Annotated in this window: 10 protein-coding genes; 7 read left to right on the top strand and 3 right to left on the bottom strand. The window is 48.0% G+C overall.

The window, feature by feature from the left end; translation table 11 throughout:
- The first annotated feature begins 28 nt into the window (after positions 1–28).
- From MHI14_RS20270 to MHI14_RS20250, 5 genes are all read left to right on the top strand, one after another.
- On the top strand, positions 29–466 hold the full coding sequence (locus MHI14_RS20270) for a GNAT family N-acetyltransferase (protein ID WP_215075506.1): 438 nt from the start codon (positions 29–31) through the stop codon (positions 464–466).
- Between the two features lie 219 nt (positions 467–685).
- Positions 686–1,144 carry a MarR family winged helix-turn-helix transcriptional regulator gene (locus tag MHI14_RS20265; protein WP_091032016.1) on the top strand — a complete coding sequence of 153 codons (459 nt, stop codon included), beginning with the start codon at positions 686–688 and terminating at the stop codon, positions 1,142–1,144.
- On the top strand, positions 1,141–4,308 hold the full coding sequence (locus MHI14_RS20260) for an MMPL/RND family transporter (protein ID WP_341131102.1): 3,168 nt from the start codon (positions 1,141–1,143) through the stop codon (positions 4,306–4,308). The genes MHI14_RS20265 and MHI14_RS20260 overlap by 4 nt, the downstream gene beginning before the upstream one ends.
- A gap of 199 nt (positions 4,309–4,507) precedes the next feature.
- Positions 4,508–5,134, top strand: a complete 627-nt coding sequence (locus MHI14_RS20255) for a GDSL-type esterase/lipase family protein (protein ID WP_339309109.1) — start codon at positions 4,508–4,510, stop codon at positions 5,132–5,134.
- A gap of 92 nt (positions 5,135–5,226) precedes the next feature.
- Entirely contained in the window at positions 5,227–6,288 is a 1,062-nt protein-coding gene (locus MHI14_RS20250; protein WP_341131101.1) for a phosphotransferase, read from the top strand.
- 121 nt (positions 6,289–6,409) lie between these two features.
- Here MHI14_RS20250 and MHI14_RS20245 read toward each other — a convergent pair whose 3' ends face one another.
- The 3 genes from MHI14_RS20245 to MHI14_RS20235 form a co-directional block, all read right to left on the bottom strand.
- Positions 6,410–7,087 (bottom strand): tetratricopeptide repeat protein, encoded by a 678-nt coding sequence (locus tag MHI14_RS20245; RefSeq protein WP_341131100.1) that lies wholly within the window; start codon positions 7,085–7,087, stop codon positions 6,410–6,412.
- A gap of 14 nt (positions 7,088–7,101) precedes the next feature.
- Positions 7,102–9,090, bottom strand: a complete 1,989-nt coding sequence (locus tag MHI14_RS20240; protein WP_341131099.1) for a translation factor GTPase family protein — start codon at positions 9,088–9,090, stop codon at positions 7,102–7,104.
- A gap of 121 nt (positions 9,091–9,211) precedes the next feature.
- On the bottom strand, positions 9,212–10,087 hold the full coding sequence (locus tag MHI14_RS20235) for an AraC family transcriptional regulator (RefSeq protein ID WP_339309113.1): 876 nt from the start codon (positions 10,085–10,087) through the stop codon (positions 9,212–9,214).
- Between the two features lie 192 nt (positions 10,088–10,279).
- Between MHI14_RS20235 and MHI14_RS20230 the strand changes: the two genes are divergently transcribed.
- Complete coding sequence (locus tag MHI14_RS20230) at positions 10,280–11,797, top strand: tagaturonate reductase (protein ID WP_289391969.1); 1,518 nt, start codon at positions 10,280–10,282, stop codon at positions 11,795–11,797.
- Positions 11,794–13,308 (top strand): UxaA family hydrolase, encoded by a 1,515-nt coding sequence (locus MHI14_RS20225; protein WP_341131098.1) that lies wholly within the window; start codon positions 11,794–11,796, stop codon positions 13,306–13,308. Before MHI14_RS20230 ends, MHI14_RS20225 begins: the two co-directional genes overlap by 4 nt.
- Positions 13,309–13,330: the final 22 nt, after the last annotated feature.

The following is a 13,330-nucleotide window of genomic DNA, read 5'->3' as shown; positions in this document are numbered from 1 at the left end:
AAACAAGCAAGGTATAGGAGGAATCAAGGTGTTAATTAATCTGAAATCACGCATACAGGAGCCGGAAGTACAGGAACTGTTGTCATACTCGGTCTTTCCTGATCCGGATCACTTGAACCGTGCGTTGCAACAATATGTAGAGAAAGACGAACTGCAAATGGCCGGTTACGAAGATGAGGGACAATTGATCGGTCTGATTGGATATGAGAAGACAGGAACAAGTGAGGTTACCATTCATCATATCTCGGTTTTGCCTGAAAACCGCTTTAAAAATTATGGACGTGGTATGATCTCACAGCTGTTGGCAACATACAATCCAGATAGACTGATTGCTGAGACCGAGCTGGAAGCCGTGGAGTTTTATCGGAATACGGGGTTTGTGGTATATAGTCTGGGTGAATTATACCCAGGTGTGGAGCGATTCCGTTGTGTGCTTGAAAAAGAGGAAGATACGGACGAAGAGTAGCACAGAGGTATTTTATTACTTCAAGAAATATATGGATTATATTCATTACAGGATGTTGGATTTGGCAATGAGCTGAGTCGGACGTCCTGTTTTTTTGTCGTTTTCATCAAAAAAGCAGGAAAAAAGTATTGCTTTAAGAGATTGTTTCATTATAGAATAGTTTCACAGAAGAATAGTTCGTTAAGTGAACTATATAGATTCGGGAAAGGAGAATGAAGAATGAATACACCGGATGCGAAAAGTTTGGTGAACCGCTATTTGGATGCTTCCTTTCTGGTCAATAAGCGGTTTGATACGCGGATACGTGAACAAGTGGGGCAGACCATAACGACCGATCAGTTCTGCGCACTTCGTCTGATTGAAGAGAAACCTTCCTGCACGCCCTCTGATCTGGCAGAGCTTCTGTGCATAGGCAAGAGCAGCATTACCGCTTTGGTCAACAAGCTGGTAGATCGCGATCTGGTCCATCGTGCCGGAGATGAACGTGATCGCCGTGTTGTATATCTGACACTGACGGATACCGGACGACATGTATATAGGGAAACAGAACAGGAAATACAGCAGATTCTGGAGCCATATCTGGTTCATTTTAAACCGGAAGAAGTCCGAATTTTCATTGAATCTTTTGAGAAGCTTGCAGCTTTGTTAACGCATGAAGGAGGACAGGAGAACGAATGAGAGCGATACTAAAAGCAAGATGGTGGTTAATGGGGCTATGGGTTGTTGTAGCTGCCGTGTTGATGTTTACTGCCCCTAACATGAGTGAACTGATTCGGGAAAAGGGACAGTTTTCGGTTCCGGAAGGGTACTCTTCCACCCAGGCAGCAGCAATTTTGAATGAAGCTGCAGCACAAAAAGGAGAGCAGCAAGGCAGCCAGATCGCTCTTGTATTTTATAATCCGGAAGGTCTGGGTACCACGGGAAAACAAGAGGCAGAGAAGGCCGTTAAAAACTTTGAGGCCGACAAGGAGAAGTTGGGCATTCTGTCCATTCTGGAACCTTTCTCTCAGCCCGAATTGTCAGAGAAGATGATCTCGGCTGATGGCAAAACGATTCTAACATCGCTATCCATTGATCAGGGAGATCGTACGGTCAAGGAAATGCGGGAAGACCTGAATGAAGCATTGAAGTCCGTCAATGTGGAGCACTACATAACCGGTAAAGGTCTGATTGATGAGGACACCATTGAAAGTTCACAAGAGGGGCTTAAGAAATCGGAATATATTACCGTTGTCTTTATTTTACTTATTCTGTTCCTGGTCTTCCGTTCGTTTGTAGCTCCGTTTGTCCCGCTGCTGACGGTGGGGATCAGTTACATTGTATCGCAACAGATTGTTGCATTCCTGGTGGATGGGCTCGACTTCCCGATATCCACGTTTACACAGATCTTTATGGTCGCCGTCATGTTTGGGATTGGTACGGATTACTGCATCCTGCTGATCAGTCGGTTCAAGGAAGAACTGGCTCATCATGAAAATACGTGGGATGCCATCATTGCGACCTATCGTACTGCCGGTAAAACGGTACTCTTCTCAGCACTTGCCGTGCTGGTTGGATTCATTGCGATTGGCTTTGCCCAGTTTATGTTGTACCGCTCTGCAGTTGCCGTAGCTGTAGGTATTGCTGTGATGATGCTCGCCTTGGTGACAATCGTACCATTCTTCATGGCGGTGCTGGGCAAGAAGTTATTCTGGCCGTCGAAGGGTTCACTTGAACATGCGGAGAGCAAGATCTATGGTGCAGCTGGTCGCTTTTCACTTAAACGTCCATGGGCTGCGTTACTCATCGTTGCAGCTGTCTGTGTGCCTCTTCTGGCAACCTACGATGGCAAACTTTCGTTCAATAGTCTCGATGAGATTGGTGAGAAATATGATTCCGTAAAAGCATTCAACATTATCTCTGACAGCTTTGGTCCGGGTGAATCGCTGCCGGGTCAGATCGTCATCCAGAACGATGAAGCGATGGATAATGCGAAGTATATGGCCGTTGCCGAGAAAATTAGCCGGGAAGTAGAGAAAGTAGCCGGAGTCTCTGGTGTCCGCAGTATGACACGACCTACGGGTGATGAGATTAAAGATTTTGAAGTTACACAGCAAGTGGGAACATTATCGGATGGATTGGGTGAAGGCAAGACGGGTCTGGACAAAATCCGTGATGGCCTGAGTGAAGCCAGCAGTCAGCTAAGTAAAAATGAACCACAATTAAAAGAAGCTGCTGATGGAGCAGGTGAACTTACCAAAGGGACCGCCCAGCTGCAATCGGGTATCACGCAACTCAGTCAGGGACTTGGGCAGATTGAAAAAGGCATTCGAGATGGTTCCGCAGGTGCGGGTGATCTGAAAGCCGGACTTCAGCAAGCCAAAACGAGCGCAGATCAACTTGCGCAGGCGAACAATCAGTTGCTTGAAGCCTATCGTCAGGCGGGAGCAGGGGTCGCTGCATTGGGGGATGGAACCCGCGAACTGGAACAACAGCTGAACGGGGTTTCATCAGCTCTAACCAGTCTGTCTGAATCCTTCACAGCACTCGAAGAGCGTTATCCTGAATTACAGCAAGATGCTGATTACCAGCGTATCAAAGGTACAATTGGTGAAACAGGTTCTGGCACAGCGCAGCTTGCTCAAGGTTTGGGTCAGATTAAGACCAAACTTGGGGAAGCCGCTGCTGGAATTAATCAGGCCAATGAAGGGTTTGCCTCCGCAGCAGCCGGACAAAAGGCGCTTGCCGATGGCCTGGGTCAAATTGTAACAGGAATCGGTCAGTTGCAATCTGGTCTCAAACAGGCTGCGGATGGTCAGGGCAAAGTGATTAGCGAAATTCCTTCCATTCAGGATGGACTTGGCCAGCTTCAGGGTGGTCAGGAGAAAATTCAGCAAGGCTTCTCGGATCTGAGTGGCCAACTGACACAACTGACAGATGGTTTGAATCAAAGTGTCGATGGTATTAAACAGGTGTCCGGGGGACTGGATTCAGCGCAGGACTACCTGACGCAATTACAAAATTCACCGGATTCCGATCTGGCAGGCTGGTACGTTCCTGAAGAAGCACTGAACAGCAAAGACTTCACACAGGTATTTGATACGTATCTGTCTCAAGATCGGAAAACGATGACGATTGATGTTATTTTCGCCGAAAATCCATACGGAACAGAAGCCATTGATCGTGTTCCTGACATTGAGGCGGCTGTACATCGTGCGGTACAAGGCAGTACGCTTGAAAAAGCAGACATCGCCGTAGGTGGCGTTACGAGTACATTTGCAGATCTGCAGGAGATCTCGAATAACGACTATACACGTACTGTAATGCTGATGCTGGCGGGTACATTCATTATTCTGGTCGTGCTGCTTCGCTCGGTCATTATGCCATTGTATCTGATCGTTTCCTTATTACTGGCTTATTTTACATCGATGGCGTTAACCGAAGTGATCTTTGTTAATATCCTCGGATTTGCAGGCATCAGCTGGGTTACTCCGTTCTTCGGATTTGTCATGCTGATTGCACTTGGTGTGGATTATAGCATCTTCCTGATGGACCGTTTCAATGAGAACAAAGGTATGAAAGTACAGGATGCCATGTTATACGCGATGAAGAACATGGGAACCGTCATTTTATCTGCAGCGGTCATTCTGAGCGGTACATTTGCTGCCATGTATCCATCCGGTGTTCTCTCGATGATGCAGATTGCCACAGTAGTCCTTAGCGGACTGATCTTGTACTCTCTGCTGTTCCTGCCATTCTTCGTCCCAGTGATGGTGAAGATGTTTGGCCGGGCCAACTGGTGGCCGTTCCCGAACAAGGAACAATCAGATTCCGTTGATTCGGATCGGACCATAGGCATGTAATGCATTGCAATGGATTAGGCTCTGCCGCGTTATGCGGCAGGGCTTTTTCTTTTTTTACCTCTACAGGAAAACTACAATCTTATGCAAAAGAAAGGTGCATGCCTAAGGACACCATCCCGCGCCTTGTCTCGCCACTCATCATAAGATATAGAGCAGTTCATTATGGTTCAGAGAAATCACAGCAGAGAGGGGCGACGGGATGGTATATCGATATGTGGCTATAGGCGATTCATTAACGGTAGGTACAGGAGCGTTGCTGGGCACCGGCTTTGTTCCTTTATATCGGCGAATGGCAGAAATGAATGTTCGTACGTTTGTATCCATGGAAAATATGGGCGTAAATGGACTGACGTCGGGGGAAATGTTGCAGATGATCTCTTCGCATCCCCGAGTACGGCAATCGCTGCGTGAAGCGGATATCATTACCATATCCATTGGCGGGAATGATCTGATTCGTACGTTCAAAGCAAGTAATGGCATTCCAAATGCCAGTAAAATGACACAGGTACTCGGAGAAACCCGCAGTAATGTATCCCAGATCATGCGGCACATTCGGCAGTTAAAGGGCAAACATGAGTATATGGTCCGATCCATCGGATTGTACAACCCGTACCCACAAGCGACGGAAGCTGCGTACTGGGTTCGCCAATATAATTCGTTTCTGAATGGAGCGGGATCGGGCAACTATGCGTGTGCTCAGGTATATGACAGGTTTGAAGGTCGTGAACGTGAACTGTTGTTCTGGGACAGAGTACATCCCAATGCAAGAGGATATCGTGTCATTGCAGAGCAGCTTAATCGGACTGGATACTATCCATTCTCTTGATAGATCCGGAACTGAACTAGACCGAGCGATGGACTTCCTTTAAGATAAATAGAAGACAGTTCCATTTTGTGAGATAAAGGGGTTAATTTTAGGTGCAAAACATCGATTCCGGTTCCCTCCATCCTTCAGAGCAGCAGCGTATTTCCGAAGTGTTGGCTTTACATGGTTTCACATCGGACTGGAAAGGAGAGCGTGGAAAGGGTGGGATGAATAATTCTACTTACATGCTCCATGTAGACGGGACTAATTACGTCATGAGACAATATGAAACACATAATGATCCGATGAAAATCGCCTTTGAACACGAGGTGCTGGCAGCCCTCCAACGTTCGAACTTTAAGCTTGATACACCTTCACCTGTAAGGCGGTTATCTGGTGAGGGAGGTACATTCCTTCCAGTAAAAGAACCCCTCACAGGTCATACCAAAATCGTGACTCTGTTTCGTTATAGGGAAGGCGTCAATCCCATCTGGCTTACACCAGATCAATTGATGGGGCTCGGTAAAGCGGCGGGGGCCCTGTCTTCTGTTATGGCTACGTTGGATATACCACTTGAACCTGTATACCCACCGTACTATCGAATTCAGGATGCGTATCCGCTCTGTTCACCAGAACGATTATTACAGCTATGCACATCGCCGCCGGACCAATTGGCCGCATGTGCGAATGAGCTGAAGCAACTGAGAGATGAGCTGCCAGATCTGTTTGAAGCCCTGCGGGGAATGGAACATCTGCCGCATCAATTGGTTCATGGGGACGTGAATGCCTCGAATGTATTGGTAGATCAGCAGGATGGTGAAATCTGTGCCATTTTGGATTTTGAATTTGCGACATGGGATTTGCGGGTAATGGAGCTGGCTGTTCCGATGTCTGACCTCCTTACCATGGAAAAGAGTGAAGATTGGATGTGGCAGGCTCAGGAGGGACTGATCAAGGGATTTCGGGAACAGGTCAGCCTGGAACCGGAAGAGTTGCTGGCCATACCTCGATTGATTTTGCTGCGTAGTCTGGATGTGGTCATGCATTTCATCAATCGGATGTTCGAGGGTACAGATGAGCCGGAAGTGGCTGTGGATCAGATTGTGAAGCTCAAACAGCGGATTGACTGGATGCGTCTTCATGAAGAACAACTGCGTGAGATATTGGTATATTAATATCGCTGTTATGAATAAAGTGCACTGTTTCTGCTCATACGAGGGCAGAGATCAGTGCACTTTTATTGGTTAGAAAAGTGATATATGAAGATTACAGCGTATAGCGGATGACATTACGACATTACAAGCCACGTTTGCGGAACCAACTGCGGACAGCCCAGCGGCGCTCCTGACGTTTTTTGTATTTGGGTAACGAACGATAAACGTTCAACGATTGCTCGTATGCCTGTTTCGCGTCTTCATTACGTCCGAGGGAACGGTGAACCGAGCCGAGTAGATAATAAGCTTCACTGGAAGAGGAATGAATCTCCTGAAACTGATGCACATAATCCAGCGCTTTGTCCTCATGCTTATCTTTGAAGGTTCCAGCAAGGGTTAGGTACGGGCGTCCGTACTTGACTCTGGGGTTGATCTCGAGGGCTTGCAAAATATGACGTTCGCCTTTTTCGATGTTGCCCAAATGAAGCTCAGTCGTCCCTAATGCCTCCCAGTACTCAGCCGATTGTTCGTATGGGCGCTCCAGTTCAAGCAATAACGAATGTGCCTCATTGTAACGCTTGCGCTCAATTAACAGGCGAGCCAGTTCCAGCTTGGAAGAAACTTCATTGGGACTCATGGCAAGCTGCTGCCGAAGCCGGGAGATGTTACGCATACGCTTCAGAGGTTTCGTGAAGCTTGGGAATACGCCAACGTAACGACGATCCAGGAAATACAGTATAACGAGTAAAATAAGGATGGCAATGAACGGATTACCTACAATCCGCCATAGAAGCCCAAAGATAAGAAATTTTATAAGCACAGGTTCAACTCCATTTATGATGTAATCGCGTTTCGTACACTTAAAATATATTTCGACTGATCCAGCGGGTTAACTCCTCTGCGTTTGCGAGCATGTTTCACATCCGCAGGACAATCTTGGTATCCGGCAAACGAAGTCGTAAGCACCCCGCGGCCACTTGTCTCGGAACGCAGTTTCACCGGATAATCCATTGAGGTGGCAAGAGGCATAACTCCTTCAATAATGCAACGTCCGCTACCAATGACGGGGGCTTCGAAGGTTGCCCGCATATGTACCAGATCGCTAAGGGCCTTACCGCCATATTCTTCCGGGACCGTCAGCCGGAACTGAAGAAGGGGTTCCAGCAACGTGGTACCTGTTCTCGACAATCCATCCATGATTCCCATAGGTGTGGCTACGACAAAATCCAATGGATGCGTATGCCAGACATGATGTTCCCCTTCCACCAGCGTGATGCGCAGATCGGTTACTTCCCAACCGAGTATACCTTGAGACAAGGCTTCCGGAATTCGTCGTTCAACTTCATTCTGATAACGTAACAGCAGATCATCTGTCCTTACGGTTGAGGAATAGATCAGACCGCTTCCGCGAGGCAAAGGTTCAATCTTGAAGCGGAGGATGGCCCAGCAGGGCTTAGGCATCGTATAGGCGATGTAACCTTCTCCGGCTGTACGGGGTGTCTCCTTATAGATGACGGATGGCGGATCAAACACGACATCCAATCCGAAACGACTCAGCAACAGGCTGGATAAAATCTCAAGCTGAATGGTTCCCATGACCTTGAGATGCAGTTCTCGTTCCTCCGGCAACCATTGCAGGTCGAGTAAGGGGTCTTCATCCGTCAACTCTTGCAATGCTGTAACAAGATCGGGGTAACGTGCCGAGTCCTTACCATGCACTTGTACGGTCAGCAAAGGTACAGCCATCTGTGGCAGAGGAGGCACACCCTCAGGATTGCCGATAATGTCACCCACATGTGTGTCACTCAGTCCGTACAGCATAGCAATCTGCCCTGCGTGAACGGCACCGGTATCCGCCCATTTCGTCCCATCCATGCGGCGAATCTGCGTCACTTTCTCTTCAAGCTCCCGCGTCGAATTATGGATGGTATCCCGATTGTGTAAGCTGCCACCATACATACGGACATAAGCCGTACGTCCCATCGTGCGATCACGTTCAATTTTGAACACAACACCGGATACGGGAGAGTCCACTGGTTGTGCAGGTGCAGGCAGAAATGCAAGGACTGTGTCCAGCAATGCCGTGACGCCAATTCCTTTACCGGAAGCACCATAACACACAGGGAACATCTCACCCTGATGCACATACCGCAGGAACGCTTCATTCAGATCCCTTTGCGATAACGGAGTTTCCTGAATGTAGGCTTCCATGACCTCTTCGTCCAGCTCGGCAAGTATCTCGACCAGACCTGGAATGGAAGGGTTGCCATCTGACAGAGAATCTTGATTTGGGTTCCATAGGGAGTCGATGCCATGAAATGAATCTTCATGGAGCTGATACGTTTGGATTTCGCATGCGAAAGGGGACAGGGGAGAACGAATCTGCTCCATTACCGCTGGGGCAGATGCGCCAATCCGATCCATTTTATTAATATAAATGATGGTTGGGATGCGAAGTGAACGAAGGGCATGCCAGATGGCTTCACTCTGGGACTGAATGCCTTCTACTGCCGACAGAATGAGAATAGCGCCATCCATTACCCGTAGCGTTCGCTCTACTTCGGAGCTGAAATCAATATGACCAGGTGTATCAATGAGGTCAATGATGGTGTTCTTCCAGATCAGAGAGGTCATGGCTGCCTGTACGGATATGCCACGTTCTTTCTCAATGTCCAGGGAGTCTGTGGCTGTTGTTCCGTCATCTACACGTCCCGGACTGCGGACGACACCACTCTCAAATAACATATGCTCGGTGGTAGTTGTTTTTCCCGCATCCACATGGGCGAAGATGCCAATATTCCTGCGATTCAATTCGTTTAACATGGAATGCTAAGCTCCTCTGACAACGGAATGCAATGTTTCCGACAAGTAATAATCCAGATTATCATACCACATCTTCCATATGGAAGAATATGTGGATATATATGATTGGGGCGTTTCTATTTTAACGAGAACTGTTCATGGTTCTGCGATAAGCTGCGGGGGTTGTACCGGTTAATTTTTTGAATTGACGGTAAAAGTGGGGCAGGCTATCGAACCCGCAAGCATCGGCAACGGCTGCCATTGTCTCATCACCTTGTACCAGATGCTCTTTCGCCATAATGACCCTTCGCGCTAATGCGTAATCCGTTAGAGTCATTCCCGTGTATCGTTTGAAGGCACGACTGAAATGGGCAGGGGATACAGAGGCGTACTGCGCCAGTTCGGGGAGGGACAGGCCACTCCGAAGGTTATCGTCAATATGAGAGATCGTAGAAGAGAGCCATGAGGGACCCGGAGCGGATTTACCCGGATTCGCAGGTCCTGCAGCTTCCAGACGTTCCAGAAAAATGAGTAACAGTTGCAGCCTTAACAGGGCCGCATGTGCGCTTAGATGATGACCTAGCTGGAATTCGGTCTGAATATCATCAATAAAAGCGGCCACCTGTGATTGCTCCTCTGTGTTTAGATGCCTCTTATACACGCGTTGTTTACGACAACGTTCAAACAGGCTTAGCAAGGAAGAAGCAGCACCTCCGGCGGTGGATGCAAGCAATCCCGGGCTGAAGAACAATGCCGAAGATGTGACAGGGTTGCCTGCATCCGGCAAGGCTCGGTGAACCGTGCTGCCTGGAATGATGAACAGATCTCCTTCTTGCATATTCTCAAGTCCCGTATCAATAAAAATGCTTCCCTGTCCACGATATACATAGATAATTTCATGCCAGTCGTGAAGGTGATCTGGCAGTTCGTTCTGAGGGGATTTGGTGTCGCTGTACACCAGGCGGAACGGAATACCGGATTCTGCTTGAATAGTCGTACGAACAGGTGAACGTTCCATAAAGACTCCTTTCCAGACGATCGTCTTCAACGAGATGTTATACCTGGTCATGAGAGAGTATATTTACCGCAATATAAGCAATTTAATTTCCTTTTATTGATGATACAATGAATTTAAAGCGTTTACAATAAAAGGGTGCAGAGCCTTTGAGCTGCATTCCGACAGTACAAATAATCGATGAGGTGAGTGTCCATGTCGGCAAGCACGAAACGGCCAAGATTGAAGCTGAATTTACTGGGGAGCGATGGTCAGCGCAAGTGCAAGGAGATTATGGAGCGTCCCGTGAAGGTTTTGCAGATTGGAGAAGGTAATTTCTTGCGGGGATTTGCAGACTGGATGCTTCATGAGAGTGCCAGACAAGGCAAATTCCATGGAAGTGTAGCTGTTACCCAACCACGACCGGGAGGCAAGGCCAAGCTGGAGCAGATTCGCGATCAGGATGGGTTATATACAATGATTACGCGTGGTCTGTCTCAAGGAAAGCCAGTTGAGCGGACAGAATTGATCTCCATTTTCTCACAGTGTATCAATCCGTATGAGGAATGGGATGCCTTTCTGAACTTGGCGGAACTGCCTTCACTTGAGTTCGTTATTTCCAATACAACCGAATCAGGATTGAAATATACGTATGCGGACTATATCGAGGGTGAACCCGTTCAATCATTTCCGGGGAAATTAACGGTTTTCCTGCATCAGCGATATTTGAAATTTGATGGTGATCCATCCAGAGGTTTGATTCATCTCCCATGTGAACTGCTTGAAGGCAATGGTGATGTGCTGCGCAGTTGTGTCCTCCGTCATAGTGAGGATTATGGGTATTCGGATGGCTTCCGTTCATGGATCGAGAACCATAATCACTTCTTGAATAATCTGGTAGATCGAATCGTAACAGGTGCGCCGACCCAGGAGGAAGCCGATTCCCTGACGAATCGCTGGGGGTATGAGGACCAGTTGATTAATACGGCAGAGCCATATCATTTCTGGGCCATTCAGGGTGATGAATCATTGGACAAAAAACTTCCTCTCAAGCAGGCAGGTCTTAATGTACATTGGGTGAAAGATCTGAAGCCTTTTCAGGTACGCAAGGTTCGTATTTTGAATGGGGCGCATACCTTAATGTCATCCCTCGGCATTCTTCAAGGCAAGCAGCATGTGAGAGAAACAATGGAAGATCCACATTTTGGCTCATGGATCAGGGAAGCTGTGCATCAGGAGATCGTCCCTGCTCTGGATATGCCCGATCATCAGCTGGACCAGTATGCAGAAGAAGTATTCGAACGGTTCCTTAACCCGTATATTAATCACAAATTGCAAGATATTGCTTTGAATACGATCGGGAAATTCAAGGTTCGTGTGCTGCCTACACTTTTGTCTTATGAGCAAAATCAGGCAAGTTGGCCAGAACGTTTAATTCAAGGGTTTGCTGGATTATTGTGTCTCTATCGTCCGGTAAATACGCCAGAAGGTTACAAGGCACAACGACTGAATGGAGAGGACATTTTGCTGCGGGATGACCCGGATGTCCTGGCTGCTTTGGCTGCACACTGGGACGGTTATGACACGCTTAACAGGGATCAGAACCAACTGGATAACCGGGTAGCGGCTGTGTTGTCAGATACCCTGATCTGGGGCGAAAATCTGGATGCAAGAGAAGGGTTGCGTGCAGCACTTGTTCGTGAAATCGGATTGTTGGAAGGTGAAGGGAAATGAACACAACAAGTACAATCAATGACTGGATTGCCATTCAACCACAGGATGATGTCATTATAGCGCTTCGGGATTATGCCAAAGGAGAACGTATTACATTGCCAGACGGTGTTTCCTTTACATTGCTCGATGACGTGCCGAAGGGGCATAAGATTGCTGTGCATACGCTGGCACCAGGTGATGATGTAATGAAGTATGGTTTCTCCATCGGGATTGCCCAAGAGCAGATCGAGCAGGGAAGCTGGATTCATAGTCACAACCTGAAGACAGGGCTGCACGGATTGCTTGAATATGAGTACCAACCGGGAGCCCAGGTTCAGACAGACATGCCTCCGGAACATCTGCGCTCATTCGATGGATATTTGCGCCCCAATGGTGAAGCAGGTATTCGTAATGAGATCTGGATTGTGAATACGGTTGGATGTATCAATAAAGTGTGTGAAGCATTGGCACGTATGGGGCAGTCCCAGTTTGGAAGCCGGGTAGATGGTGTATTTCACTTTCCACATCCATTCGGGTGTTCACAGCTTGGTGATGATCTGAAGTATACACAACAGTTGTTGGCCTCCTTGGTGGAGCATCCGAATGCAGGAGGCGTGCTCGTCATCGGTCTGGGCTGTGAGAACAATCAGGTCGATGAATTCCGAGAGTGTATTGCTCCGGAATACCGCGGCAAAGTACGGTTTCTCAAAGCACAGGAAACGGATGACGAGCTTGAGGAAGGGCTTCGACTGATGGAAGAACTTGTGGAGATCGCTGAACATGAACAACGGCAGCCGCTTCCGCTCAGCAAACTCAAAATTGGTTTGAAGTGTGGCGGTTCCGATGGTTTATCTGGCATTACAGCCAATCCGCTGGTCGGTGCAGTTGCTGATATGCTGGTTGCTGCCGGGGGTACGGCTATTCTGACGGAAGTTCCGGAGATGTTTGGTGCGGAGACAATCTTAATGAACCGGGCTGCCAATGAGCAGGTATTTCATGATTTGGTGGACCTCGTGAACGGCTTCAAGCAATATTTTGTGAACCATGGCCAGAACATCTATGAGAATCCTTCACCTGGTAATAAGGCTGGTGGCATCACAACGCTGGAGGAAAAGTCACTTGGATGTACGCAAAAGGGAGGACGTTCTTCCGTAGTCGACGTTTTACGTTATGGCAAACGAGTAACTCAAACCGGTCTGAACATTGTAGAAGCACCGGGTAATGACCTGGTATCTGTAACGGCACTGTCTGCGGCGGGTGCACATATTGTGCTCTTCACAACAGGGCGGGGGACTCCCTTCGGAGGTCCGGTACCTACCGTCAAGATTGCGACCCAATCCGATCTGGCTAATCGCAAAAAACACTGGATTGATTTCAACGCAGGCCAGCTGTTGGAGGGGCAGACGATGGATGAGGTCAAAATACAGCTGTTCGGCCAGCTGATTGATATTGCTTCAGGACGGTCACATACACTCAGTGAGCAACATGGATTCCGGGAGATTGCCATATTCAAGGATGGCGTGATTCTCTAAATTCATTCTGGCTGGATGTTGC

Source organism: Paenibacillus sp. FSL K6-2393, from assembly GCF_038002545.1.
In the GTDB taxonomy this organism is placed as follows: domain Bacteria; phylum Bacillota; class Bacilli; order Paenibacillales; family Paenibacillaceae; genus Paenibacillus.
This window is presented reverse-complemented; position numbering and strand designations above follow the sequence as displayed.